At 70.5% G+C, this 25987-nt stretch carries 22 protein-coding genes; 17 read left to right on the plus strand and 5 right to left on the minus strand.

Features of this window, described 5'->3' with window-relative positions; all coding sequences use genetic code 11:
- Positions 1-326 precede the first annotated feature (326 nt).
- From tkt to pgl, 6 genes are all read left to right on the plus strand, one after another.
- Entirely contained in the window at positions 327-2447 is a 2121-nt protein-coding gene (tkt, locus tag AB0L00_RS16715; protein ID WP_364434285.1) for a transketolase, read from the plus strand.
- An 8-nt stretch (positions 2448-2455) separates the two neighbouring features.
- Positions 2456-3550, plus strand: a complete 1095-nt coding sequence (tal, locus tag AB0L00_RS16720; RefSeq protein ID WP_364434288.1) for a transaldolase — start codon at positions 2456-2458, stop codon at positions 3548-3550.
- A gap of 245 nt (positions 3551-3795) precedes the next feature.
- On the plus strand, positions 3796-5418 hold the full coding sequence (locus AB0L00_RS16725; protein ID WP_364434291.1) for a glucose-6-phosphate isomerase: 1623 nt from the start codon (positions 3796-3798) through the stop codon (positions 5416-5418).
- 381 nt (positions 5419-5799) lie between these two features.
- Positions 5800-7335 (plus strand): glucose-6-phosphate dehydrogenase, encoded by a 1536-nt coding sequence (gene zwf / locus AB0L00_RS16730; protein ID WP_364434293.1) that lies wholly within the window; start codon positions 5800-5802, stop codon positions 7333-7335.
- Entirely contained in the window at positions 7336-8334 is a 999-nt protein-coding gene (locus AB0L00_RS16735) for a glucose-6-phosphate dehydrogenase assembly protein OpcA (protein WP_364434295.1), read from the plus strand.
- Positions 8331-9107 (plus strand): 6-phosphogluconolactonase, encoded by a 777-nt coding sequence (gene pgl, locus AB0L00_RS16740; RefSeq protein ID WP_364434297.1) that lies wholly within the window; start codon positions 8331-8333, stop codon positions 9105-9107. Before AB0L00_RS16735 ends, pgl begins: the two co-directional genes overlap by 4 nt.
- 127 nt (positions 9108-9234) lie before the next feature.
- Here pgl and AB0L00_RS16745 read toward each other — a convergent pair whose 3' ends face one another.
- Complete coding sequence (locus AB0L00_RS16745) at positions 9235-9999, minus strand: class I SAM-dependent methyltransferase (RefSeq protein WP_364434299.1); 765 nt, start codon at positions 9997-9999, stop codon at positions 9235-9237.
- A 35-nt stretch (positions 10000-10034) separates the two neighbouring features.
- On the opposite strand from AB0L00_RS16745, the gene AB0L00_RS16750 reads away from it, so the two are divergent.
- Complete coding sequence (locus AB0L00_RS16750) at positions 10035-10757, plus strand: (2Fe-2S)-binding protein (RefSeq protein WP_364434302.1); 723 nt, start codon at positions 10035-10037, stop codon at positions 10755-10757.
- Between the two features lie 137 nt (positions 10758-10894).
- Here the strand turns inward: AB0L00_RS16750 and AB0L00_RS16755 are convergent, their stop codons facing one another.
- The 3 genes from AB0L00_RS16755 to AB0L00_RS16765 all read right to left on the minus strand — a co-directional run bounded on the left by AB0L00_RS16755 (position 10895) and on the right by AB0L00_RS16765 (position 13220).
- The gene (locus AB0L00_RS16755) at positions 10895-11533 is read right to left on the minus strand and encodes an ATP-dependent Clp protease proteolytic subunit (RefSeq protein WP_364434305.1); all 639 of its coding nucleotides are present in this window, start codon (positions 11531-11533) and stop codon (positions 10895-10897) included.
- Between the two features lie 78 nt (positions 11534-11611).
- Positions 11612-12145 carry a DinB family protein gene (locus AB0L00_RS16760; protein ID WP_364434307.1) on the minus strand — a complete coding sequence of 178 codons (534 nt, stop codon included), beginning with the start codon at positions 12143-12145 and terminating at the stop codon, positions 11612-11614.
- A 133-nt stretch (positions 12146-12278) separates the two neighbouring features.
- Positions 12279-13220 carry a LysR substrate-binding domain-containing protein gene (locus AB0L00_RS16765; RefSeq protein WP_364434310.1) on the minus strand — a complete coding sequence of 314 codons (942 nt, stop codon included), beginning with the start codon at positions 13218-13220 and terminating at the stop codon, positions 12279-12281.
- A gap of 331 nt (positions 13221-13551) precedes the next feature.
- Here AB0L00_RS16765 and AB0L00_RS16770 point away from each other — a divergent pair, with 331 nt between their 5' ends.
- The 10 genes from AB0L00_RS16770 (at position 13552) to AB0L00_RS16815 (ending at position 25056) form a co-directional block, all read left to right on the plus strand.
- Entirely contained in the window at positions 13552-14184 is a 633-nt protein-coding gene (locus tag AB0L00_RS16770) for a hypothetical protein (RefSeq protein WP_364434312.1), read from the plus strand.
- A 20-nt stretch (positions 14185-14204) separates the two neighbouring features.
- Positions 14205-15299: a M14 family metallopeptidase gene (locus AB0L00_RS16775; protein ID WP_364434314.1), complete on the plus strand. Its 1095-nt coding sequence runs from the start codon at positions 14205-14207 to the stop codon at positions 15297-15299.
- A 321-nt stretch (positions 15300-15620) separates the two neighbouring features.
- Entirely contained in the window at positions 15621-16664 is a 1044-nt protein-coding gene (locus AB0L00_RS16780) for an aspartate-semialdehyde dehydrogenase (RefSeq protein WP_364434317.1), read from the plus strand.
- Entirely contained in the window at positions 16664-17893 is a 1230-nt protein-coding gene (locus AB0L00_RS16785; RefSeq protein ID WP_364434319.1) for a hypothetical protein, read from the plus strand. The genes AB0L00_RS16780 and AB0L00_RS16785 overlap by 1 nt, the downstream gene beginning before the upstream one ends.
- Positions 17894-18126: 233 nt before the next feature.
- Positions 18127-19206, plus strand: a complete 1080-nt coding sequence (locus tag AB0L00_RS16790; protein ID WP_364434322.1) for a hypothetical protein — start codon at positions 18127-18129, stop codon at positions 19204-19206.
- Between the two features lie 239 nt (positions 19207-19445).
- Positions 19446-20561 (plus strand): hypothetical protein, encoded by a 1116-nt coding sequence (locus AB0L00_RS16795; protein ID WP_364434325.1) that lies wholly within the window; start codon positions 19446-19448, stop codon positions 20559-20561.
- Between the two features lie 36 nt (positions 20562-20597).
- A complete protein-coding gene (locus AB0L00_RS16800; RefSeq protein WP_364434328.1) occupies positions 20598-21335 on the plus strand; it encodes a hypothetical protein in 738 nt (245 codons plus the stop codon).
- A gap of 34 nt (positions 21336-21369) precedes the next feature.
- Positions 21370-22176 (plus strand): hypothetical protein, encoded by an 807-nt coding sequence (locus tag AB0L00_RS16805; RefSeq protein ID WP_364434331.1) that lies wholly within the window; start codon positions 21370-21372, stop codon positions 22174-22176.
- A complete protein-coding gene (locus tag AB0L00_RS16810) occupies positions 22176-23489 on the plus strand; it encodes a hydroxyacid-oxoacid transhydrogenase (protein ID WP_364434334.1) in 1314 nt (437 codons plus the stop codon). The genes AB0L00_RS16805 and AB0L00_RS16810 overlap by 1 nt, the downstream gene beginning before the upstream one ends.
- Positions 23490-23586: 97 nt before the next feature.
- A complete protein-coding gene (locus AB0L00_RS16815; RefSeq protein WP_364434337.1) occupies positions 23587-25056 on the plus strand; it encodes an aldehyde dehydrogenase family protein in 1470 nt (489 codons plus the stop codon).
- A gap of 109 nt (positions 25057-25165) precedes the next feature.
- On the opposite strand, the gene AB0L00_RS16820 is transcribed toward AB0L00_RS16815, so the two are convergent.
- Positions 25166-25726 (minus strand): ABATE domain-containing protein, encoded by a 561-nt coding sequence (locus AB0L00_RS16820; RefSeq protein WP_364434339.1) that lies wholly within the window; start codon positions 25724-25726, stop codon positions 25166-25168.
- Between the last annotated feature and the right edge of the window lie 261 nt (positions 25727-25987).

The raw sequence follows: 25987 nt of genomic DNA on the forward strand, positions 1-25987 counted from the left end.
GGACACTGTGTCTGATCCTCGGATTTCCTGCCGCCAGTCGGCTCTGATCGGGCACCGGCCACGTGGGCTCCACCGCGCAATCACTGTAGTGCCGGTCCCCGTGTACCCCGTCACCGGGGTAGGCGCGGCAGATCGGATTAACCGCGGCGTCCATGGGAAATTCGGCACAAGGTCGCGGCGTTGAGATAGAGGAGCACCCGTCAAAGCGGTGGGAGCGCGGGCGATAGGCTCGCATTCGGGCCCCGGCATGGCCTGGTCATGGGTTCTTTTCGGCTGGGGTCGGGTCTGGGGACATGACAGAAGTCGAGAGGAGCCTGGAGCGTCTCGTGAGTACGCAATCCAATAAGTCATTCGAGTGGACCGACCTGGACCGGCGGGCGGTGGACACCATCCGCGTGCTGGCCATGGACGCGGTGGAGGAGGCGGGTTCCGGTCACCCGGGCACCGCGATGAGCCTCGCCCCCGCGGCCTACGTGTTGTTCCAGCGGGTGATGCGCCATGACCCGACCGACCCCGACTGGACCGGTCGCGACAGGTTCGTCCTGTCGGCCGGCCACTCGAGCCTGACCCTCTACATCCAGCTGTACCTGTCGGGGTACGGCCTCACCGTGGACGACCTCAAGCACCTGCGCAAGTGGGGCAGCCTGACGCCCGGTCACCCGGAGCACGGGCACACCATCGGCGTCGAGACGACGACCGGGCCGCTCGGCCAGGGTCTCGGCAACGCCGTCGGCATGGCGATGGCGGCGCGCCGCGAGCGCGGCCTGTTCGACCCGGAGCCGGCGGTCGGGGACAGCCCGTTCGACCACTTCGTCTACTCGATCGTCTCCGACGGTGACATCGAGGAGGGCATCAGCCACGAGGTCAGCTCGCTCGCGGGCCACCAGAAGCTGGGCAACCTCGTCGTCATCTACGACGACAACCACATCTCGATCGAGGACGACACCAACATCGCCAAGTCCGAGGACGTGGCGGCTCGGTACGAGGCGTACGGCTGGCACGTCCAGAAGGTCGACTGGACCGCGGACGGCGACTACAAGGAGGACCCCGAGGCGCTGTACCGCGCGCTCGAGGCCGCCCGCGAGGTGACCGACCGGCCGTCGTTCATCTCGCTGCGCACGATCATCGGCTGGCCGGCGCCGAACAAGCAGAACACCGGCAAGATCCACGGCTCGGCGCTCGGCGCCGACGAGGTCGCCGCCACCAAGCGGGTCCTCGGCTGGGACCCGGAGCAGACCTTCGAGGTCCCGGAGGACGTGCTCGAGCACGTCCGCGAGGTCGTCGACCGGGGTCGCGCGGCGCACGCCGCGTGGGAGAAGCCGTACGAGGCATGGCGGGCGGCCAACCCCGAGCGCGCCGCGGAGTTCGACCGGATCCGCGCGCGGCGGCTGCCGGACGGCTGGACCGCCAAGCTGCCGGAGTTCCCGGCGGGCAAGGACCTGGCGACCCGCGCGGCCTCCGGCGAGGTGCTGAGCGCCATCGGCCCGGTGCTGCCGGAGCTGTGGGGCGGCTCGGCCGACCTCGCGGAGAGCAACAACACGACGATGAAGGGCGAGCCGTCCTTCATCCCCGACGAGTACCAGACGAAGTCGTTCCCCGGCGACCGCTACGGCCGGACCCTGCACTTCGGCATCCGTGAGCACGGCATGGGCGCCATCATGAACGGCATCGCGCTGCACGGCGGCACCCGCCCGTACGGCGGCACGTTCCTGGTGTTCAGCGACTACATGCGCCCGTCGGTGCGGCTCGCCGCGCTGATGAAGCTGCCGGTGACCTACGTCTGGACGCACGACTCGATCGGCCTGGGCGAGGACGGCCCCACCCACCAGCCCGTCGAGCACCTGTGGGCGCTGCGCGCCATCCCCGGCCTCGACCTCGTCCGGCCGGCGGACGCCAACGAGACCGCGGTGGCCTGGCGGACGGTCCTGGAGCACACCGACCGGCCCGCGGGCCTGGCGCTGACCCGCCAGAAGGTCCCGACGTTCGACCGCGAGGAGTACGGCTCCGCGGAGGGCACCGCCAAGGGCGGGTACGTCCTGGCCGACGCCTCGAACGGGCAGCCGGAGGTCATCCTCATCGCCACCGGCAGCGAGGTGCAGATCGCCGTCGAGGCCCGCAAGGTCCTCGAGGAGGAGGGCACGCCGACGCGTGTCGTCTCGATGCCCTGCGTCGAGTGGTTCGAGGAGCAGGACGACGCCTACAAGCAGCAGGTGCTGCCCCCGGCCGTGCGCGCCCGGGTGTCCGTCGAGGCCGGCATCGCGCTCGGCTGGCGCGGCTACGTCGGCGAGGCCGGCGAGAGCGTGAGCCTCGAGCACTACGGCGCCTCCGCCGACTACAAGACGCTGTACCAGCAGTTCGGCTTCACCGCCGACCGGGTCGTGGCGGCCGCGCGCGCCAGCCTCACGAAGGCGAACGCCGGCGGCCGGGGTTCGACGACCGGCAACTGAGGAGAGACATGAGCGACATCCTGAAGAAGCTCTCTGCCGAGGGCGTGTCCATCTGGCTGGACGACATCAGCCGGGAGCGCCTGCGGACGGGCAACCTCGAGTCCCTGATCCGCGACAAGTCCGTCGTGGGCGTCACCTCGAACCCCACGATCTTCTCCAAGGCGCTGAGCCAGGGCTCGGCGTACGACGAGCAGGTTCGTGACCTGGCCGTCCGCGGCGTCGACCTCGAAGAGGCCGTCCGGGCCGTCACGACGTACGACATCCGCTGGGCCGCCGACGTGCTGCGCCCGGTCTACGACCGCACCGAGGGCCTCGACGGCCGGGTGTCGATCGAGGTGGATCCGCGCCTGGCGCACGACACCGAGAAGACCACGGCCGAGGCCAAGGCGCTGTGGTGGCTGGTCGACCGGCCGAACACCATGATCAAGATCCCGGCGACCCTCGCGGGCCTGCCGGCGATCACCGCGACCCTGGCGCAGGGCATCAGCGTGAACGTGACGCTGATCTTCTCGCTGGAGCGCTACGGCCAGGTCATCGACGCCTTCTTCGAGGGCCTGGAGAAGGCGCGGGCCAACGGCCACGACCTGTCGAAGATCGCGTCCGTCGCGTCGTTCTTCGTCAGCCGCGTCGACAGCGAGATCGACAAGCGTCTCGACAAGGCCGGCCGCTCCGACCTGGCCGGCAAGGCGGGCATCGCCAACGCCCGGCTGGCGTACGCGCTGTACGAGGAGAAGTTCGGCACCGACCGGTGGAAGGCGCTCAAGGACGCGGGCGCCCGCGTCCAGCGTCCCCTGTGGGCGTCGACGGGCGTGAAGAACCCGGACTACTCCGACACGATGTACGTCGACCAGCTCGTCGCCCCGGACACGGTCAACACCATGCCCGAGCCGACGCTCGACGCCGTCGCCGACCACGGCGAGATCACCGGCGACACGATCCACGCCTACGACGACGCGCGGGCGCACATGGCCGCGCTCAAGGAGGCCGGCGTCGACTACGACGACGTCGTCCGGGTCCTCGAGGAGGAGGGCGTCGAGAAGTTCGAGGCGTCCTGGACCGAGCTGCTCGACACGATCAAGGGCGAGCTGCGCGACAAGGCCTGACCGCCGATACGTGATACGTGCCCGGCCGGTCCCCGCCATGCGGCGGGTGACCGGCCGGGCACGTTCCGTTATGAGCGCGTACTGTGAGTGACACGCGCCGGGCCGGGTATTGCCGGACGCGAGAAGCGAATCAGGACACGTCACGGCCCGCGTGGCGCGTCGGCGCACGCGGCAGGAGGGACTGCGACCCACCGGCGGCGCCCGCCGCGCGGGGCGTGGCGGACGCATCGGGGCCAGGAGACGCCGTGACCTTGCGAGTGACCGCCGGACGCACGTCCGTGACCGTCCAGGACGACGCCGTCGCGCACACCGACGAGGCGCTGGGGCGTCTCACGTACGACGGGGTGCCGGCGGCGCTCATGGCCAAGAACGCCAGCCTCTGGGGGCCCGACGCGACGGGCCGGGCCGCCGGGCGGCTCGGATGGGTCGACGCGCCGGAGACGTCCCGCCGCCTGCTCCCCGAGCTGACCGAGGCCGCGGACCGGTTCGCGGATCTGGACCACGTCGTGCTCGCGGGCACCGGCGGTTCCGCGCGCGCCGCCGAGCTCATCGCCGGCGCGGGCGGCGCCGACCTGACCGTCCTCGACGGCACCGATCCGCACGAGGTGCGCCGTGCGCTGGACGACCGGCTGGACCGCACGGTCCTGGTCGTGTCGAGCAAGAGCGGCCGTACCCTGGAGGCCGACGTGCTGCGGCGGATCTTCGAGCGCGCGTTCCAGGCGGCGGGCGCCGACCCGGCGGACCGCATCGTCGTGGTCACCGATCCGGGCTCGCCGCTGGAGGCCACGGCCAAGGAGACCGGCTACCGGGTGGTCCTGTCCGATCCAGAGGTGAACGGGCGGTTCGCGGCGCTGTCGGCGTCCGGGCTGCTCCCGGCGGCGCTGTGCGGCGTGGACGTCGAGCGGTGGCTCGACGAGGCCGCGGCGATCCTGCCCGCGCTCCGGCTGCCGTACGACAACCCGGGTCTGACGCTGGGCGCGGCGCTCGGCGCGGCCGCGTCCCGCGGCAGGGACAAGCTCGTCATCGCCGACGGCGGCTCGGGGATCCCCGGGCTCGCGGGCTGGGTCGAGCAGTTGGTCGCCGCGGCGACGGGCAAGGACGGCAAGGGCATCGTCCCGGTCGTCGTCGAGGATCCGGCCGCGCCGAGGGCCCGCCCGGGTGGTGATCTGCTGTCCCTGACCCTGGGCGGGCGGACCGCCGGCGCCGGGTTGGCGGTGGCCGGCCCGCTCGGCGCGCAGATCGCGCTCTGGCAGTTCGCCGTGGCCGTCGCCGCCCGGGTCGTCGGCGTCGATCCGTTCGACGAGCCGGCGCTGCGCGAGTCCCGGGCCGCGGCGGCGTCGCTGCTCCGCGGTTCGGAGGACGGCGCCGCCCCCACTCTGATCGCCGGGGAGCCCGCGCTGGTGGACGGCGACGTCGAGGTGCACGGCGCCGCCGAGCTGTTCCACGGCGTCAAGGACCTGCGCGGCGCTCTCGACGCGGTGATCCGCGCGGTCCCCGACCGCGGCCATCTCGCCGTCGTCGCCCACCTGGACCGCGTCGGGGACGCGGCCGCCGAGCGCCTGCGGCCGCTGCTCGCCCGCCGGCTGCGCGGCGCTCCGGTCGGCTTCGGATGGGGCGCCCGGAGCCTGCACTCGACCGGTCAGGCGCACAAGGACGGCCCTCCGGGCGGAGTCGTCCTGCAGCTCACCGGCGCGGCGCGGGCGGACGTACCCGTGCCCGGCCGGCCGTACGGGCTGACGGCCCTTCAGCTCGCCCAGGCGTTCGGCGATCTACGGACGCTGCGCTCTCGCGGCCGCACGGCCGTGCGCCTGCACCTGCGGGACCGCGCCGCGGGCCTCGCCCAGTTGGGGAGCGCCCTCGGCGACTGACGGGGAGCCCGGCGTGCGATCCTGGGACCTACCGGGGGTTCGCCGGGTCATCGGGGTCTTTCCGGCGTCTCCGGGGACGGTCGAAGTATCGTGCCATTTCGGTTCACCGAGCCTTCGGCGGAGAATGAAGCAGTCGAGGAGCCGAATACGGACTGTGTGGATCCTCCGGTGACGGGAAGATCGCGCACCGTGCGAGGGTTACCGAAGGTGGCCGTCGCCTCGCCAGCGTGCGGATGATCGGCCCGAAACGAGAGAATACGAACGCCGAGCGGCCCACCGCCCGGCCGGAGCGCCGCCAGGCGCGCCACTAGGAAGGACGGGGAAGTTGGGCATGAGATGGCCCTCCGGGACACATGAAGCCCACGGAAACGGAGATACGCGATGAACACGGGTCAACAGCCACCGAACCCGCTTCGCGACCCCCGGGACAAGCGGCTGCCGCGGGTGGCCGGGCCGTGTGTGCTCGTGCTGTTCGGCGTCACCGGTGATCTGTCCCGCAAGAAGCTGCTGCCCGCCATCTACGACCTGGCCAATCGCGGCCTGCTGCCGCCGGGCTTCTCGCTGGTCGGCTTCGCCCGCCGCGACTGGGAGCATCAGGACTTCCGCCAGCTCGCGCACGACGCCGTGAAGGAGCACGCCCGCACGCCGTTCCGCGAGGACGTCTGGAACCAGCTCGCCGAGGGCATCCACTTCGTGCCCGGCACGTTCGACGACCCGGGCGCGTTCGAGACGCTCGCGATGGCGGTCAAGGAGCTGGACGAGCAGCGCGGCACCGGCGGCAACTACGCGTTCTACCTGTCGATCCCGCCGAAGTTCTTCCAGGAGGTCGTCCAGCAGCTGCAGGCCAGCGGCCTGTCGCAGCCGTCGGAGGGCTCCTGGCGCCGAGTCGTCATCGAGAAGCCCTTCGGCCACGACCTGGCCAGCGCGCAGGAGCTCAACGGCATCCTGCACGAGGTCTTCCCCGAGGAGTCGATCTTCCGGATCGACCACTACCTCGGCAAGGAGACGGTGCAGAACATCCTGGCGCTGCGCTTCGCCAACAACCTGTTCGAGCCGATCTGGAACCGCTCCTACGTCGACCACGTGCAGATCACGATGGCCGAGGACATCGGCATCGGCGGCCGCGCCGGTTACTTCGACGGCGTCGGCACCGCGCGTGACGTGATCCAGAACCACCTGCTGCAGCTCCTGGCGCTGACCGCGATGGAAGAGCCGGTGTCGTTCGCGGCCGAGTCCGTACGCGCGGAGAAGGCCAAGGTCCTGTCCGCCGTGCGGCTGCCCAAGGACCTGGGCACCAACACCGTGCGCGGGCAGTACGCCGCCGGCTGGCAGGGCGGCGTCAAGGTGCGCGGCTACCACGAGGAGGAGGGCATTCCGCCGAACTCCCGTACCGACACCTACGCCGCCGTCCGGGTGGACGTCGACACGCGCCGCTGGGCGGGAGTGCCGTTCTACCTGCGGACCGGCAAGCGGCTGGCGCGGCGCGCCACCGAGGTCGCGCTGGTGTTCCAGCGCGCCCCGCACCTGCCGTTCGCCGCGACGGACACCGAGGAGCTCGGCCAGAACGCCCTGGTCATCCGCGTGCAGCCGGACGAGGGCGTCACCATGCGGTTCGGCTCGAAGGTCCCCGGCACCTCGATGGAGGTCCGGGACGTCAACATGGACTTCGACTACGGCGAGTCGTTCACCGAGTCCTCCCCCGAGGCGTACGAGCGGCTGCTGCTCGACGTGCTGATCGGCGACCCGCCGCTGTTCCCCCGGCAGGAGGAGGTCGAGCTCTCCTGGGAGATCCTCGACCCGATCGAGGAGTACTGGGACAAGCACGGCAAGCCCGAGCTGTACAAGGCGGGCAGCTGGGGGCCGAAGGCTGCGGACGAGATGATGGCCCGCGACGGCCGGGCGTGGAGGCGGCTCTAGATGAACATCGATCTCACCAACACCACGACCCGGAAGGTGCTGGACGCGCTCAGCGCGGCCCGGCACCGGATGGGCGGGCCCGCCACCGGGAAGGTCCTCACCCTCGTCGTCTACACCGAGGAGGCCGCCCAGTACGACGCCGTGCGCGCCTCGACCGAGGCCGCCCGCGAGCATCCCTGCCGGATCATCATCGCCATCCCCCGCAGCCCGCAGGGCGAGTCCCGGCTCGACGCGGAGGTCCGGGTCGGCGAGACCGGCCCGGGTGAGACGGTGGTCCTGCGGCTGTACGGCCAGCTGATCGACCACGCCGACTCGGTGATCCTGCCGCTGCTGGTCCCCGACACGCCCGTCGTGACCTGGTGGCCCGGCGTCGCGCCGCGCAAGCCCGCCGACGAGCCGCTCGGCGCGCTGGCACAGCGCCGCGTCACCGACGCCAAGGGCGGCACCGACCCCCTCGCCACCCTGCACCGGCTGGCCGGGGCGTACGAACCGGGCGACACCGACTTCGCCTGGACCCGCATCACCGGGTGGCGCACGCTGCTGGCCGCGACCCTCGACCAGCCGCACGACGACATCACGCGCGCCTCCGTCGAGGCCGAGTCGCAGAACCCGAGCGCCGCGCTGCTCGCCGCATGGCTGTCGGTACGCCTCGCGGTGCCGTGCACGGTGACCGAGTCGCACGGGCCGGGCATCACCGGTGTCCGCCTCACCACGACCGCCGGCGACATCGCCATCACGCGCCCTGACGGCCGCGTGGCGACGCTGTCCCGTCCCGACCAGCCGGACCGTCAGGTGGCGCTGCACCGCCGGCCGACGTCCGAGCTGCTGGCGGAGGAGCTGCGCCGCCTCGACCCGGACGAGGTCTACCGCGACGCCGTCCTGCGGTTCGCCAAGGGTCTCGACGAGCCCGCGGAGACGAAGGAGACCGCCGAGGCCGGCGAGGCCGCGGCCGCTCCGGCCAAGGCTTCGCGCGGCGGGGGCAGGGGCAAGAAGTCGTGACCGCTCCGTCCGTTCTGATCCACCGCGACCAGTCCCTGCTGGCCAAGGCCGCCGCCGCGCGCCTGGTGACCCGGCTGGTCGACGTCCAGGCCGCCGCCGGAGGGGCGCATCTCGTCCTCACCGGCGGTGGCGTCGGCACCGCCGTGCTGGAGGAGATAGCGGCGACCCCGGCGCGGGACGCCGTCGACTGGGGTCACCTGGACATCTGGTGGGGCGACGAGCGCTACCTGCCGTCGGGGCACGAGGAGCGCAACGAGACCGGGGCCCGCAGGGCCCTGCTCGACCACGTCGACCTCGATCCGAAGCGGGTGCACCCGATGCCCTCCTCGGACTCGGGTCTGAGCCCGGAGGACGCGGCGGAGCAGTACGCCGCGGAGCTGCGGGCCGCGACCCGGCCGGAGGACCACGGGGTCGTCCCGTCCTTCGACGTGCTGATGCTCGGCCTCGGCCCGGACACGCATGTGGCCTCGCTGTTCCCCGGCATGCCGGCGCTGTACGAGGAGGAGCGCCCGGTGGTCGCCGTGCACGGTGCGCCCAAACCGCCGCCGACCCGCATCAGCCTGACCCTGCCCGCGATCCGTACGGCGCGTGAGGTCTGGATCGTCGCGGCGGGCGAGTCGAAGGCCGGCGCGGTGCACCTCGCGCTGTCCGACGCCGGTCCGATCCAGGTCCCCAGCGCGGGCGCTCGCGGCCGGCAGCGCACGCTGTTCCTGCTCGACCGGGCGGCGGCGGGCGGGCTGCCGCCCGAGATGGGCCGCATCGCCTCACCCTGAGCCGTGTGCGGCTCGTCTCTCCCTGAGCGGCGTGCGGGGCTCTCGCGCCCTGCCGCCGCGCGCGGGACCAGGGTCCCGCGCGCTCTCCCGGCCCTCGCCTCGCGCCGCGTAGGACTCTCGTCCGGTGTCAGCCGGACGAGAGTCCGGTGTCGGGCGTCCTGCGCAGCAGCGTGAGCATGCGCCAGGCCTCGGGAGAGTCCAGCGGCACGCCCGGGTCGAAGTCGCCGAACTGCGCCTCCACCGTCAGCCCGCCGGCGAGGCGGAGGGCGGCCTCCAACTCGGTCGCCGTCCAGAACCGGTAGGGCACCACACCCTGGATGACGTCACCGCCGTCGATGGCGATCGTCACGTGGTCGCGCACGATCTGGGTGATCGGGTCGATCTCGTCCGACGGCTCGCCCCACCGTACGCGGGCGCTGACGCCGTCCTTCTCCACCGTCCAGGCCGCCGAGACCCGGGGCGTCTCGCCGAGCCGGTCGGCCGGGTGGCTCATCTCGATCACCGCCAGTCCGTCGTCGGCGAGGTGCGCGGCGACGCACCGCAGGTACGCGACGAAGGCGTCCAGCGTCATCAGGTGCGCCGTCGAGTCGAGCATGGTGATGACGAGGTCGAAGCGGCGGCCGAGCCGGAAGTCGGTCATGTCAGCCTCGACGACCTCCAGGGGGAGCCCGCTCCCCCGCTCCCGGGCGTAGGCGCACATCGCCGGGCTGAGGTCCAGGGCGGTCGCCGCCACGCCCTGCCGGGCGAACTCCCGGGCGTGCTCGGCGGGACCCGCCGCGAGTTCGAGGACGTCGCGCGCGTCACCGGCCCAGCGCCGCAGCACGTCCACCTCGCCGCGCACGTCACGGAACGAGCAGGCCAGCTCGTACGCCCATGGATGGTCGTAGATCACCACCCCATGCTCCCAGACCCATGGGGTGACGCGGTTTGACCGGGTCCGGCGCGCCCGGCAGGCTCGACGCGATGGAACGCCCCGCGCACGCGACGATGGACGACGCCCTGGCCGACGTGGCCCGGGTGGGACCGTACTTCGCCGTCGACACCGACCCCGGCATCCCCGACCATCCGCTGTGGCGGCCGCTGACCGCGCTGTACGGCCCGGCGCTGCCCGACCAGGTCGCGGCCGTCCGCCTGCGGCTGGGCACGACCGAGGACCGGGTCGCGGCCTCCCTGTTCTTCCAGGGTGTCGCGGGCCGCCTGTGGTCCCCGGCGCTGGCGAGCGCCGTCCTCCACGGCCGCGTCCCGGAGCTCGATCCGGCCCGGACGTACTGGCGGGCCGCCTCTCCCGGCCCGGTCCTGCTGGCGGCGCCGGGCGCGCCGGCCCTCGCCGCCGACGCGGCCACCCTGCGCCGCGTCATCGTGGACGACCACCTGGTCCCGCTCGTGAGCGCCGTCCGCGCGGTGACGCCGGTCGCCGAAGGGCTCCTGTGGGGCAACGCCGCCTCAGCCCTCATGGGCGCGCTGACCGTCCTGACCATGGCCGGCCCCGCGCATTCGGGGATCGCCGTGCGCCTCGTGGACGAGTTGCTGGGCGCGGCTCCCCTCCGGGGAACGGGAGACCGGGGCCCGCACGGCTTCCGGCGGCGGAGTTGCTGCCTCTATTACCGGGTCCCCGGCGGGAGCGAATGCGCCGACTGCGCCCTGACGTGAGAGACGCATGACCACCGGCGATCGCTGCTCGAGCGGAACGCCCCTGCGAGGCCGTCACGCGCGGCGCGGATGACAACAGGACCTGGACGGCCGTGGGCGAATCCCGGGCCACGCCGGACGGCTGACGCCGAGCTCGCCTACGGCCGGGCCACGACGGCGTGCACCAGACCGTAGGCGACCGCCTCCTCGGCGGTCAGGAGACGATCGCGCCGGGCGTCCTCGCGGATCTCGTCGACCTCGCGGCCGGTCGTCTCGGCGAGCCGGATGTAGAAGGCGTCGACGAGGCGCCGATACTCCTCTTCCCGCGCCGCGACGTCCGTGGCGCCGCCGCCCGCGAGGCTCGCCCCGGGCTCGGCCAGCCGCAGCACAGCGTGGGGCGTCATCTCACGCCGTCGCGCGGCGGTGAGCACGGCGAGCGGTGGCCCGCCGACCTGGCCGATGACGACCACCTGGACCGGACAGGTGACCGCGTTCACCATGTCCGCGGCGGCGAACGCCGCCTCGAGCTCCCCGTCCGGCGTCTGCAGGTGAAGCCGGACCGGCTCCTCCCCTGCCGCGTCGAGCGTCACCAGCCTCGCGCACAGCTCCGAGGCCCGCGCGCCGTCCAAATGGCCGGTGGCCAGGATGATCCGGTGCTCCAGCAACCGGTCGCGGAGCGGGTCGGCCTCGTCCGGCGCGAGTGACCCGCCCGGCGGAAACGGCCGTCCCGGCCAGGACGGTCCTGACGGGCGGGCCGGATCGTCGGGGAACTCCGGCGGGAACGACGGCATCGTCATCGGCACCTCCTCGGCGGACTCCCTAACGACGATAGCCGCTGCGTCACCGCGCCGATCAGGACCCGACCGGGTGCGGGGTCAGCACCCCACGGAGGCTCCCGGGCTCGACGCGAGGATGCGCTCGACGTCCATCAGGTGGTGACGGCTCTCGTGTACGGCTCGTTTGGCGATCTCCTCGATCGTGCGTCTCTCCCCGGCCCGGGCGCCCCACCACGGCCACTGCTCCGGGCGTACGCCCGTGAGCGTCGCCGCGAGCCGGTCGGCGCACGCGCCGAGATCGGCCGCGAGGGCCTCCGGATCGAGCCGGTCGTACGCGCCCCGCGCGACGACGGCGTCGTGGTCGATCACCTCCAGCACGCCTCCGGGCTCGCTGAGCACGGCCCGCACGCGCCGGTCGAACAGCGCGTACACGTCCCGCAGATGCCCCGCGTACTCCAGTGGCGACCACACTCCCCGCTGCGGACGTACGCGGAGCTCGGCGCGCCGCCCCTCGTCGGCCGCGCGGCCGACGAGCCGGTCCCGGTGCAGGGCCGAGAACCGGCGGATCAGGCCGGGCGTCTCCTCCGCCTCGATCTCCGCAGGCTCGAAGCCGCACTCCGCGCAGGTCTCCATGACTAAGAGTGTTTCCCCGGAGGCGCGGCTGGAACGGTCCTGACGGAGCGGGCGAGCGGCCGGTTCGGGCGCGGGCCTGCGGGGCCCGCCGTGGGTACCTGCCGGAGCGGGCCGTCTGCCGTGCTCCGGCACCTCAGATCCCGACCTGCGCGTATACGTGCTGGGGGCGTTCGGTGCCGGCGCCGTCGCGCAGCCACCCGCGTTCCCGGGCGAGCTTCATGGCGCACTCGACCACCGCCCGCACATGGGACGACTTGTCGCCGGTGCGCCACAGCACCGACCACGGGTACACCGCGTCGGGCCCGACCAGCCGCCGCCACACCACCTGCGGCGAGGCAGGCACGCCCGACGCGGGTACGCAGTAGACGCAGCGGCCGCGACTGACCGGCAGGAGGGCGCCGTGGACGTGGTCGCTGCTGCCGTGGTACGGCGTGGGAACGACGTCGGCCGACCGGCACAGTTCAATGACGAGCTGGTTGAACTCGGGCGTCTGGTCGTCGTCGGACAACATGACGCGTTCGTCGGCGAGCATCTTCACCGGGACGGTCTCCATCCCGGCGAGGCGATGGTCGGCCGAGACCAGCACTCCGAGGCGGTCCAGCCGGAAGACCTTGGACGCGATCTCCGGCGGCGTCAGGAAGGCGCGGCCGAAGCCCACGTCGAGCCGGCCGTCGCTCAGCCACTGGTACTGCTGGGGAAGACTGGCCCCGACCTGGTGGATCTTCAGATCCGGGAAGCGCTCCTGGACCTCGTTGAGGACCAGGGGCATCGAGTCGTACGAGGGGTCGAGGATGCCGACGCGCAGAGTGGGTCGTTCCCGTTCGCTCCTTGCGAGCGCGACCGCGCGGTCGACCTGAGCGAGGATCTTCCTGGCCTCGGCGAGGAAGGTCTTGCCGCAGCCGGTGAGCTTGACATGGTGGGTACTACGGTCCAAAAGGCGTACGCCCAGCTCTCGTTCCAGCAGGCGAAGCTGCTGGCTGAGTGCGGATTGGCCGATGTGGTGACGTTGAGCCGCCCGTCCGAAGTGTAGTTCCTCAGCGAGGATAACGAAGTAACGCAGCTGGCGAAGTTCCACGCAAACTCCCCAACAACTGGACCAATGATCTGCCGCTGCGATTATGCAACAGACAGTCCACGCACTCTGAGGTACCGATTTATGACTATGTGTCAGCTCGATTGTTTCGTTCCAACACGTCAATGATCGTTTTCCGGCGTCTACGGCATGAAGAGGCTCGTCAGGCCGCCGTTATCACCTGAGGTGATGACGTGTCCTGGTATCGTAATTTCCGTTATATACGGCCTTGGCGTTAACTACTGACCATCTTGTCGGATCAGGAGGCCAGCGGGTGTCAGGGCATGAAACACAGACCGGATCCGGCCAACTGACGACCACCCGGGGGCACCACATGGACGTTGACGATCTGTTTGATGTAGCGACCGTCTGCGATATATCCGACTCCTGTGATCAGCTCGGTGTGCCGTGCGTCCGCACGGGAAAGATCAGGCCCGTCTACGCAGGATGCGCTCCCTTCGCCGGCACGATCACCACGGTCTCGCTCCGGCCGGGCCGCGGCACGCGACTGACCTCCCTCATCCGGATCTTCGAGGATACGGAGGACGACGCGGTCCTCGTCGACCTGGGCGAGCGAACGGACGTGCAGTGCTGGGGCACCCTGCTCGCGACGGCCGCCCTGCGCTTCGGCGTGCGCGCCGCCCTGGTGAACGGCGCCACCCGCGACGCCGACCAACTCGCCGCGCTCGGGTTCCCGACGTTCGCTCGCGGCACCCATCCCGCGAGCATGCGGGGACGGCTCTCCCTCACCGGCGTGGGGGGTGACGTCGTCGTCGAGGGCCGCCCGGTGATCTCCGGATGCGCCGTCGCGGCCGATCCGAATGGCGTGGTCTTCCTTCCGCGAGAGCACGCCGACAAGGTCTTCGATCTCGCTCGGCAAATCGCCGCGGCGGAACAGCGGCTGCTCGATCGGATCCGCAGCGTCAGCCGTCCGACCACCGAAGCGCTGGACACCATACTCCCCTGAGAAGGAACGGCGGTCACAGGATGAGCTACACGGCCCAGTTCGCCCAGACCTACACACAGGCCCGCGAGATGTTCCTGGAAGCGGCGGACCTGGCCGGTGCGGACATCACCTCTTTCCTCAATGACTGCGGGAAAGCGCCCGACGGCGGCGAACTGCGCACGGATGTCGCCTGGATCGGCCCTCGCGACGCCGAATCGGTGCTCGTACTCGTCTCCGGCACCCACGGCGTCGAGGGATTCTGTGGCTCCGCCTGTCAGATCGGATTTTTGCGCGAATCCATCCTTGATAAAGCGCCGACCGGAACCGCCGTCCTCATGGTCCACGCCCTTAATCCGTACGGCTTCGCCTACCAGCGGCGAGTCAATGAGGACAATATCGACCTCAACCGCAACTTCGTCGACCACGACGCTCCGCCGCACAACCCGGCGTACGACGAACTGCACGCCGCGCTGGTCCCGGCCTCCTGGACCGGCCCGGAGAAGACCGAGGCGAACCGCTTCCTCGCCAAGGTCGCCACGGAGCACGGGCTGCGTTACCTCCAGGAGTCGATCACCCATGGGCAGTACCGTCATCCCGACGGCCTGTTCTACGGCGGCACTTCTCCGGCGTGGTCGCACCGGCTGCTCCGCACGATCGTCCACGACTTCCTGATCGGGTTCCCCCGGATCGCCTACATCGATCTGCACACCGGCCTGGGTCCACGGGGCTACGGCGAGCCGATCTTCCGCGGCGGGCTGGACAGCGGTGCCCTCGACCGGGCGCGCGCCTGGTACGGCGACCAGCTCACGATGTCCGAGGACGGGACGTCGAGCTCGACGCCGATCATCGGCAACACGGCGAGCCTGGTCGCCCGTGAGCTCTCCCCCGGCCAGGAGCTCACCGCGATCACGCTGGAGTTCGGCACCCTCTCCGGCGCCGAGGTGCTCGACGCTCTGCGCGCCGACAACTGGCTGCACCTGCAGGCCGACCCGGACCCCGAGCTCGCGGCGAGCATCAAGCTCCAGATCCGGAACGCCTTCTACCCGTCGGCGTGCGACTGGCGCAGCGCCGTCTGGTCGCGCGCCAAGGAGATCTTCGGACAGGCCTTCTCGGTCGCCCGCCCCGTGGTCGGCTGATCGGAGTCCGCTCGCCTGAACTCGTCGCGGCCCGTCGTGCGCAGAGCGCGGCCGGCCGTGACGCATGTCAGGCCTAAAACGGCATGCGCATAGCCAGGACACCAGAAAAGCGACAAACAACCCTCCGCTCGCGCGGAGTAGCAGCCTGTCGCCTTTGCTCATATTTCCTGGCTTCCACTTCTATATGCCGACATGTAACTAGTTATAGCGGTTACGCTCTCCCTGGTACACCACTAGGCCGGGAACGGCCACGTCCCGGTCTTCCTCTCTCGGTGGCGCACGCGCGTCGCCGCTCTCACCACCAGGAAAGGAAGGTGCGCGATGCTGCGCACAGCCGTCGTGGGTGCGACTGGAGCCGTGGGGCGTGAACTCCTCGCCCTGTTGACCCGACCCGGTATGCCTCCCATACGCCTGTCGCCGGTCGCGTCCGCACGTTCAGCGGGGGTTGACATAGGCGCCCGGATAGGGCTCGACGCACAGATCGAACCGGTCCGTGCACTGAACGACATTGATTTCGCCACCATGGACCTGGTCTTCTTCGCGGCCGGTGCGGAGGTGAGCCGCCAGGTCGCGGAGAAGGCCGCGGCGGCCGGCTGCCTGGTCATCGACAACAGTTCGGCGTTCCGGGCGCGCGAGGACGTCCCGCTCACCGTTCCTCAGGTGAATCCCGAGAGCCTGCGGCACCGCCCGGAGTCCAACATCATCGCGAACCCGAACTGCTCGACCATCCAGTTGGTCCGGGCGCTCCACCCGATCCACCGGCTGGCCGCACTGCGCCGGGTGTTCGTCTCGACGTACCAGGCCGCGTCGGGCGGTGGCCTGCGCGGGCTGGCCGAACTCGCCGACGACAGCCGGTCGGTCCTGGACGGGCGGGCGGATCTCGCTCCCGGCCGGTTCGGCCCGCCGCTCGCGTTCGATCTGGTCCCCCAGATCGGCCTGCTCGACGACCACGGCGCGGCCCACGAGGAGCGCAAGCTGCGGTCGGAACCCCGGAAGATCATGGGCCTGCCCGACCTGAGGGTCGACGCGACCGCCGTCCGGGTCCCGGTGTTCCACTGCCACTCCGAGGCCGTCCACGTCGACCTCGAACGACCGATCTCGGTCACCGAGGCCGAGGACGCCCTCGCCGCCACGGACGGCATCCGGCTCTACCGGTCCGGCGACGACCCGGCCTGCCCCTCGCCGCGCACGGTCGAGGCGTCCGGCGCGGACCGCGCCCTCGTCCACGTGGGGCGGGTCCGTGTCGACGAGTCGCAGCCGGGATCGCTGGCCATGTGGGTGGTCGCGGACAACCTCTGGGTCGGTGCCGCGTACAACGCGGTCGACATCATGCGCACCGCGCTCGACCACGGCTGGCTCGGCTGATGGGCGGGCCGTCCCCGGAGCGCCCGGCGGTCTTCAAGTTCGGCGGCGCCTGCTTCCTCGACCTGTCCGACTACCGCACCGTCGCCCGCTACATCGCCGGGCGGCTGGACGGATCACGCCGGGTCGTCGCGGTGGTCAGCGCGATGTCGGGTACGACGGGCGCGCTGCAGAACGCCCAGCGGGAACTGCACGCCGATCCACCGTCCGAGCTGGCGGCCTCCTTGTTGCTGACCGCCGACACCGTCAGCTCACTGCTGCTCGCCACCGCCCTGTGCGAGCTCGGCGTACGCGCCCGGGCGATCGACGCGCACCAGCAGGGGCTGCACGCGACCGGCTCGCCCGAGCGGGCGAAGGTGGTGAGGATCGACCCGGCTCCCCTGTGGTCGGCGCTCACCGGATGCGAGGTGGTCGTGGTCCCCGGCGGCCAGGCGGTGGACCGCGGAAGCCGCCCGGTGATGCTCGGGCGCAACAGCTCGGACCTGTCGGCGGTGGCCGCCGCCGTCGCGCTCGGCGCCGACCACTGCGAGATCTTCTCCGACGTGCCCGGCGTCTACACGGCGGACCCCTATCTCCTGCCCGAGGCGCGCGTGCTGTCCTCCCTGGGGTACGGGGCCGCGCTGCGGATGACGCGCGCCGGCGCGAAGGTGCTGCATCCGCTCGCCGTCGAGCTGGCCGAACGCCACGCCCTGCCGATCCTGTGCCGCTCGCGTCCTCCGATCGCCAAGCGCGGCACGCTCATCTCCGGGTCCACCGCGCCGGTGGCGATCGTCGCCGACCAGCGGACCGACGTCTGGGCCTTCCCCGACGTCTCCGAGCTCGAGCACGTGCAGGAACGGCTGGCGAAGGAGGAGGACGGCGACCAGGTGAACGTGCCGGTCGTCGTGGACTATGAGGGCACCCGGCATCTGGCGATCGCCGGCGGCGACCCGCGCGGGATCGCCCACCGGGTCTGCGTCGCCGCGCCACACCGTCCGGAGCTGCGATTGATCACGACGGTGCACGGCGACCACGAGCCGGAACACCATCTGGTGCCGGAGTCGCAACTGGCGGAGGAGACCCGGCGCCGGCACGCGCGGCACTACCCCGACGTCAACGACCACCGCGGGGCCAAGCCGCGCTCGCCGCTGAGCGGCATCCTCACCGATCCGGCCAACATCACGGCCGCCGGCGGCGCCCTCCTCATCAACGACCAGCGCCCCACCGCGGAGGAGCCCGAGAAGACGACCTGATGACGGGGGAAACACACGCGTGACACGCGAGCGCGGCGCCGATTACGGCGCCGCGCTCCGCACGTCCGGGACCTATATATTGCGGCGAAAGGCGTGTCAACAGCAGAGGCTCTGTTATTGCTTTCCTTGATGGCATCGTGAGCCGGGTTGACTCTCGAATCCCCGGATTGGAGTATCAAGACACGAAAACAAACGGAGATCGCCGCCATAACGGGTCCAGGAGAGGGAATCTCATGACTGAATCGATTGTCGTTGACCCGGCGAAACTACGTCAGTTCGGTGATCCGATGGACAGCGTGTTCTGTCTCGTCACCAACCCGGAGTACATGGACCAGATCTCGATCGTCGAGAACGGTGGATACCGGGACTACCTGAAGATCCCCTTCAAGACGGGGGAGCGCTTCGAGGAGGTCCTCCCCGACCGGGTCCCCGAGCCGGCGCACGTGCTCGCGATCTCTCCCGCGGCGTTCTTCGAATCCCCCATGCCTGAGCAGCTGGGCCCGCGTCGCAAGCTCATGGGAATGGCGTGCAACTCCACGCCGACCACCATGAAGACCATCAAGCATTTCATCGACGTGATGCAGCGGACCTCGCCTGAGGAGCAGGACGCCTTCTCCAACGGGTTCTTCGACAAACTCGAGAGGGCCGACCACCTGGTCTACGTCGACGAACGGCACGGCACCCGCGCCACGTTGCAGCACCTGCAGCCGGGGCTCGTGTGGAACCAGCAGGCCGGCGCGCTCGAGTGGGGCGAGCAGCAGATCGTCCCGTCCGGCGAGATCAGCGTGCTGCCCACGCAGATCGTCGAGTTCCACGAGGACCTGCACCTGCCGATCGAGGGCGAGATCTGCTTCCGCGGCTACCCCATCCTGCACAGCGGCACCCCGTCCTTCTCGCGCCGCGACCAGGCGCGGCTCCACAGCCGGCTCTCGTCGATGAACCTGCACGGCGTCATCGCCACGGTCGAGAAGGGCGTCATCACGAGCCTGCGGGCCCACAATTCCGGTGCGCAGTCCGCCGTCGACATGCTGAACACGATGTTCGAGGTCGACTCCCGATACCGAATCGTCTGGGAAATGGGCCACGCGCTGAACACCAGCCTGGACATTCTTCCCGGCAACCACGCGATGAACGAGGTGTACGGCGGGACCGACGGCTGCCTGCACTGGGGCCTCGGACTCACCCCGTTCACGCAATACCACCTGGACATCATCTCGCCCGATACGACGGTCTACACCGACACCGGTGAAGTGGTCCTCGGAAATCCCGGTGGTGGCCCCCCGGACCGCCTGGCCGTCTTCCCCAATTCCTAGCCACGCGCGCGGCTAGCAAGTGACCCTTCGAGCCCCGGGAGGAGGTGCCAAAATGGAGGAGAAGGACACCAAGATCGAGGTCCGCAAGAACAGCAACTACCTGGGCACGCTGCTCGGCTGAGCATGCCGGTAACAGCCTTCGGGCTCAGTGGTAGGGCAGGTGGACCGGCGCAAGCGGTCCACCTGCCCTCCCATCGTACTCCTCCGGAACACGCCGGCGAAGAATGGATTTGATCGAAATGAACGCGGAAAATGGACCTCAGGTCACCGTGCAGCCGAGCTCCTTCCGTCAGTTCGGCACGCCGGCGGACACCTTCTGCATCATCGTCGACGAGGAGTTCATCGACGATTTCTCCATCGTCCTCGCCCCCCCGTACACCCGGTGCATGATCGTCCCGATCGGGCCGGACGGTGACCTCGGCAAACTGCTGTCCACCGACGTCCCCGCGACCGCGGACGTCGTGGCCATCTGCCGCAACACCTTCCTGTCCTCGCCCGACGCGGCGACCATCGGCGCCGGCCGGCGGATCGTCGTGCTGCCCTGCGCGTCCACGCCGGTGACCGCGGACCAGATCCGCTACTTCCTCCGCGTCATCGAGCGCACCGATCCCACCGCCCAGGAAGCCGTCGCCGACCGGTTCTTCGAGGCCGTCAAGAACGCCTCCCACCTGAGGATCATCGACGCCGAACACGGGACATCGTGCCGGTTCGACCCCTTCGCCGGCGGTTACGTGTGGAACCAGCAGGCGGGCCTCCTCGGCCCCGGTGAGCAGCAGATCGCTCCGGCCGGCGAGCTGAGCGTGCTCCCGATGGACATAACCGAGTTCGACGAGGACCGGCGCCTGGCGCTGTCCGGCACGCTCGTCCTGCGGGGCTGGCCGATCGTCCACGCCGGATACGACCGGGCGCTCGACGCGGAACAGGCCGACCTGTACGAGCGGCTCGTCCCCCTGCGCAGGAACCCGCTGAAGCTGACCGTGGAGGACGGGAGCATCACCGACGTCCGCGACGCCGGCGGCACCGCCGAGGGCGCGGCGCTCGTCGCGGTGTTCGACGAGCTGTTCACCGAGGAGCCCCGCTACCGGTCGATCTGGGAGCTGGGCTTCGGCATCAACACCGGCATGGAGGTCAGCCCGGCGAACTGCGGGCTCAACGAGACCTACGGCGCCGCCGACGGGGTCGTGCACATCGGCCTGGGCCTGACGCCGTTCACGAAGTTCGCGCTGACCTTCATCTGCCCGGCCGCCTCCCTGGTCGACGACGCCGGAACGCGCGTCCTGGGGAACCGCGCGGCCGGCGAGCAGGGACGGCGGCGGGTCAACCGCGTCCGGAGCGCCAGCTGCGGCTGTCACTGAGGCATCGAACGAAATCTTCAACGACTGGAGGACACCGTGCAGCTGAAGACCACCCGCCCGGAGTTCCGGACCCGCGTCGACAAGTTCCTCGACACGGCCATCGCGGACTTCTACGAGAAGATCCCCTTCGCGCGTCACCAGCTCGAGGGCAAGGACATCCACCTCGACTACTACCGGCGGCACAACATCGAGACGATCCTGCGGCTTCGCCGCAAGCGCACGATCGACGCGCTCGCCATCCGGTACTTCACCAAGGTCGACCCGGTCGCCGCGAAGGCGTGGTCGCACTACACCGACGACGAGATGCTGCACGACCGGCTGTTCGCCGCGGACCTGGAGAAGGTCGGCGTGTCGAAGGAGCAGATCTACTCGACCGAGCCGCTCCTGTCGACCAAGCTCCTCACCGGGTACCTGCAGTACGGCATCGAGTACGAGGGCACCCCGCTCGCGCTGCTGGTGAGCGTCTACTTCGTCGAGTACGTGACGACGCGCACCCAGCCGCAGTGGCTCGACAACCTGGAGAAGCGGCTCGGCCGGGAGAACATCAAGGGTCAGCGCGCCCACGTCGGCACGGACCTGGACGACCACCACGACGACTTCGTCTGGACCGTCCTGGAGACGTTGGTCAAGAGCGACGAGGACGAGGACAAGGCGCTGCGGCACCTTCAGGACATCGCCCGCCTGTGGGAGATGTACTTCCTCGAGCTCTACAAGCTGACCGTGGACGAGAAGGCGACCATCGAGATCCCGGATCCGGTGGCCATCCCCGCGTGACCGTGATCGCCTCGACCGTCGGAAGGTGAGCCCCATGGCCGTGGCCGACACCGGGACTCTGGAGTTCAGCAACCTGGTGCCGAGCCGCGGCCTGGCACCCGATGTCGAGGAGTGGATCGTCGATGGCCTGACCGAGGCGTTGCCGGCGCTCCGGATGAGGTCGCTGTTCGACCTCAGGCGCGACATGCTCAGGGACGCCGACCTGATCACGCTCGCGGTCGAGGGTTCCGGCCGTTCGGTGGTCGGTGCGCTGTCGTCACGATGGTGCACCACACCGGCCGGCGGCCGGCTCCTGCACATCATGACCCAGTTCGTCGGCGAACGCCGCCAGGGTGACGGCATCGCGTTCGCCGGCACGTGGGGGCGTCACCTGGAGGGCGTGTACGGGCAGACCTCCGAGTTCCCCGACCTGTGGGTGCTCAAGACGTTCAACCCGATCGTCTACTGCGCGATGCGGTCCTTCACCCGCGTCCCGGGCGTGACGTTCTATCCCGACGTCGACGCCGAGCGGCAGGACCCGCGCATCGTACGGCGGGCCGAGCGGGTGGCCGCGACCGTCGCGCCCGGTCACAGCTTCTCCTCCTCGACGGGCGTCATCCGGGGCGCCGGGGAGCCCGCGGACCTCTACCCATGGCTGCCGGAGTCACGCGAAGAGAAGGTCAACGACTACTTCGCCGCCACGACGCTGCCCGGCGACCGGATGCTGTGCATGCTCGGCGTTCCGACGCCGGAGGCGGCGGCGACGATCCTCCAGATCTTCGGACTGACGCCGGCGACGCCGGAGGTCCGCCTGGCGCGGTCCCTGCTCGACGATCCAGCGGATAACGGAAACGGAGCATGATGGACGACCGGACGGCATCTCGGGACGGCACCCCCTACCCGCACGAGACGGTCATCACCTGGCAGGCGCCGCCGATCCGCATAGGCGCCGGCGCGACCGAGGAGATCGGGTACGAGCTGAGCCGCCTCGGCGTCGGCTCGGTGCTGATCGTGACCGACCCGAACGTCGCCCGCGTCGGACCCGTACGGCGCGTGCGCGAGCTGGTCGAGCGGGAGGGGATCGAGGCGACGGTCTTCGAGGACGTCCACGTCGAGCCGTCCGACTCCGGCTGTGAGGAGGCCGCCCGCAAGCTGGCCGACCGGCCGGTGGACGGGTACGTCGCGATCGGCGGCGGGAGCTCGATCGACACGGCGAAGGTGCTGAACCTCCTGCACAGCCATCCGGACATCCCGCTGCGCGACTACCTGAACAAGCCGATCGGCGCCGGCCGGGCCATTCCCGGCGCGCTCAAGCCGCTGGTGGCGATTCCGACGACGGCCGGAAGCGGCAGCGAGTGCACCGCGATGGTCGCGCTCGGCGTCACCGACCTGCGGGTCAAGACCGGGATCAGCGACCTGCGGCTGCGCCCCTCGGCCTCCATCATCGACCCGCTGAACACCCTGACCATGCCGTCGGCGGTCGCGGCCTCCTCCGGGTACGACGTCCTGACGCACGCCTGCGAGTCGTACACCGCGCGCCCGTACGACCGCCGCCCGCCGTACCCGTCCCCGGCCGGCCGGCCGATCTACATCGGGGCCAATCCGATCAGCGACGTCTGGGCGGAGAAGGCACTCGCGCTGATCGGAACGTACTTCCGCCGCTCCGTCCTCAACGCGTCGGATTTGGAGGCGCGCAGCGCGATGAGCCACGCGGCCGCGTACGCGGGCATGGGCTTCGGCAACGCCGGCACCCACATCCCGCACGCCTGCGCCTACCCGATCGCCGGCATGGTCACGGAGTACCGGCCGCGGGACTACATCACGGACCACGCGCTGGTCCCGCACGGCGAGTCGGTGATCGCCACCGCGCCCGCGGCGTTCGAGTTCACCTATCCGGCGGCGCCTGAGCGTCACCTGCGGGCCGCCGAACTGCTCGGCGCGTCCACGGCCGGGGTCACGATCCGGAACGGCGCCGACCTGCTTCCGCAGACGATCCTGGACATCATGCGGGACACCGGCGGGCCGAGCGGGGTGAGCGCCTTCGGGTACGGCGCCAAGGACATCCCGCTCCTGGTCGACGGCGCGGCCAAGCAGCAGCGCCTGCTCGTCGGATGCCCACGCGACGTCGGCGATGACGACCTGACCCGGATCTTCCACGCGTCGATGAAGTACTGATCTTCGGTTCATAACGAGATCGCGCCGGAGGTTGACACCCCGGCCGATCTGTCGGACTGATGTGAGTACCGAACGCTCGGCCTTTGGAGACAAGCCCATGCCCGTGGCATTCCAGGTACGGCAGGCGCTCATCGGCGGTAAACCGGTGGGAACCGACGACACCATCGACGTTCTGGATCCCTCGACCGGAGAAGTGTGCGCGCGCACGGTCCGGGGTGGTCCGCAGGAGATCGACCTCGCCGTGGCCTCGGCCCGGGACGCCTTCGAGACCGTGTGGCGGCACGCCTCCCCCGCCGACCGCGCGACGGCCTGCCGGCGGATCGCCGCCGCGATCCGCGAGCACCGCGCCGAACTCGCCGAGTTGGAGACGCTGGACACCGGCAAGCCGATCTCCCAGGCATACGTCGACGCCGATGCCGCGGCGCGCTACTTCGACTTCTACGCGGGGTGCGTCGAGGCGCTGTTCGGCGACACGCTGTTCTCCCAGCCCGACGTGGTCGCCTACACGCTGCTGGAGCCGTACGGCGTCTGCGGGCACATCATCCCGTGGAACTACCCGATGCAGGTCGTCGCCCGGACCATCGCCCCGGCGCTGGCCGCCGGGAACACCTGCGTGCTCAAGCCGGCGGAGGACGCCCCGCTGACGCCGATGCGCATCGCAGAGCTGGCCCTGGAGGCCGGGCTTCCGCCGGGCGTGTTCAACGTCGTGCCGGGTTACGGCGAGGAGGCCGGGGCGGCGCTGATCGAGCACCCGGGCGTAGACCACCTGGCGTTCACCGGATCGCGGGAGGTGGGGACGCTGGTGATGAACGCCGCCGCCGCCAACATCGTCCCGGTGACCCTGGAGCTGGGCGGGAAGTCACCGCACCTGGTCTTCCCCGACTTCGATCAGGTTTCGGCGATCCCGCTGATCGTCTCGTCCATCACCGAGCACGCGGGCCAGAACTGCTCGGCCGGATCCCGGCTGCTGGTCCACGAGGTGGTGTACGACGCGACGATCACCGCGCTCACGGCGGCGTTCGAGCGCATGTCGATCGGTCCCGGGCGTACCGACCCGGACCTCGGCCCGCTCATCTCCGCCAAACAGCGCGAACGCGTGCTCGGCTACATCGAGCAGGGCAAGAAGGACGGCCGTCTCGTCACCGGCGGAGGGCCGCCGGACGATCCGGAGCTGGCCGGCGGCTTCTTCGTGCGGCCCACCATCTTCGACGAGATCTCCCCCGACTCGCGCACCGTGCGGGAGGAGATCTTCGGGCCGGTGCTGTGCGTCCTGCCCTTCCGGGACGCCGCGGAGGCCGTCGAACTGGCCAACCGCACGTCGTACGGGCTGAGCGCCGGCGTGTGGACCCGCGACGTCGGCCTGGCCCATCACCTGGCGCGGGAACTGCGCGTGGGTCAGGTCTTCGTCAACAATTACAGTGCGGCGGGCGGGGTCGAACTCCCCTTCGGCGGTTACAAACGGTCCGGGTTCGGCCGGGAGAAGGGTTTCGAGGCGCTCCGGGAATACTCCCAGTGCAAGGCCGTCGCAATCCGCGTCGGTCCGCCGTCACCGCACTCCGTGCGGTAGAAACCGCACGGTAATCGCGGGAATCAGGGAAATGCCGTAAGGCCTGGAGGCGGCGCTAGGGCTTGTCTCGAAGTCCGCGTAGTAGGACAGTGGGGCTTTGAGACAGGCTCTAGCCCGCGCGGGCCTTACGGTATTGCTGCACCTTGTGGCGGTTGCCGCACGCCTTCATGTCGCACCACTGGCGCTGACCGGGCCGGGACGTGTCGACGAACAGCAGCGAGCAGTCGGAGAAGGCGCACTCGCGGACCCGTTCGAGCCAGGGGCCGGTCAGCAGATCGATGGCGTCGCGCGCCACGGTGGCCAGGCCGGCCTCCACGGTGCGGGCCGAGCGCAGCGTGACCGATCGGGCGTCCGCCGACAGCTCGGGCGCGAAGTCGGGACGCCCCGCCCACGCGTTGACCAGCTCGACGTCGGCGCGCGCCGGCCCGCCGCGGGTACCGGGGTGGACGAGCCGGTAGAGGGCCTCGCGCAGCTCACGGGCGTCGTCGAGGCCGCTCTCCTGCGCGGGCACGTCGGCCGGCAGGGACAGCGCAAGCCGGAACCAGCGCCCGAGGTCGGCGGGGGCCGCGAGGCGCTCAACGGGCTCCCGGTAGCGCCCGCCCAGCGTGGCGGCGAAATCGAGACAGAGCCGACCGCCCCTGAATCTGAACTCGAACTTATCCTGCGGCAATTGTCATCAGCTCCGAAGCACAGTCTAGGCAACGCCCGGCCCGCGGAGGCGTTCATCGCTAAGTCTAATGGCTTCATCAGGCGCTCGAAACAGCGCGACCTGCCCACGGAAAGATCGTTAGAGGTAATATGCCCCCAGGCCCGGCCTCCCGCCGCCGGCGGCGCCGCTCATCGACCTTCCCGCAGGTGACGGCGGCGAGAATGCCCATGGTGCGCCAATTCGGCAAGACGTAAGTTCACCCGGAAACCGCCGCCATACCCC

The organism is Actinoallomurus sp. NPDC052308 (assembly GCF_040679195.1).
Lineage (GTDB): Bacteria > Actinomycetota > Actinomycetes > Streptosporangiales > Streptosporangiaceae > Actinoallomurus > Actinoallomurus liliacearum.

Coding starts and splice junctions, on each gene's coding strand:
- AB0L00_RS16810 (WP_364434334.1), top strand. CDS start 22,176: ATGGACGACCGGACGGCATCTCGGGACGGCACCCCCTACCCGCACGAG.
- AB0L00_RS16790 (WP_364434322.1), top strand. CDS start 18,127: ATGACTGAATCGATTGTCGTTGACCCGGCGAAACTACGTCAGTTCGGT.
- AB0L00_RS16775 (WP_364434314.1), top strand. CDS start 14,205: ATGAGCTACACGGCCCAGTTCGCCCAGACCTACACACAGGCCCGCGAG.
- AB0L00_RS16815 (WP_364434337.1), top strand. CDS start 23,587: ATGCCCGTGGCATTCCAGGTACGGCAGGCGCTCATCGGCGGTAAACCG.
- tal (WP_364434288.1), top strand. CDS start 2,456: ATGAGCGACATCCTGAAGAAGCTCTCTGCCGAGGGCGTGTCCATCTGG.
- AB0L00_RS16805 (WP_364434331.1), top strand. CDS start 21,370: ATGGCCGTGGCCGACACCGGGACTCTGGAGTTCAGCAACCTGGTGCCG.
- AB0L00_RS16785 (WP_364434319.1), top strand. CDS start 16,664: ATGGGCGGGCCGTCCCCGGAGCGCCCGGCGGTCTTCAAGTTCGGCGGC.
- AB0L00_RS16755 (WP_364434305.1), bottom strand. CDS start 11,533: ATGACGATGCCGTCGTTCCCGCCGGAGTTCCCCGACGATCCGGCCCGC.
- AB0L00_RS16760 (WP_364434307.1), bottom strand. CDS start 12,145: ATGGAGACCTGCGCGGAGTGCGGCTTCGAGCCTGCGGAGATCGAGGCG.
- AB0L00_RS16780 (WP_364434317.1), top strand. CDS start 15,621: ATGCTGCGCACAGCCGTCGTGGGTGCGACTGGAGCCGTGGGGCGTGAA.
- AB0L00_RS16770 (WP_364434312.1), top strand. CDS start 13,552: ATGGACGTTGACGATCTGTTTGATGTAGCGACCGTCTGCGATATATCC.
- zwf (WP_364434293.1), top strand. CDS start 5,800: ATGAACACGGGTCAACAGCCACCGAACCCGCTTCGCGACCCCCGGGAC.
- AB0L00_RS16795 (WP_364434325.1), top strand. CDS start 19,446: ATGAACGCGGAAAATGGACCTCAGGTCACCGTGCAGCCGAGCTCCTTC.
- AB0L00_RS16735 (WP_364434295.1), top strand. CDS start 7,336: ATGAACATCGATCTCACCAACACCACGACCCGGAAGGTGCTGGACGCG.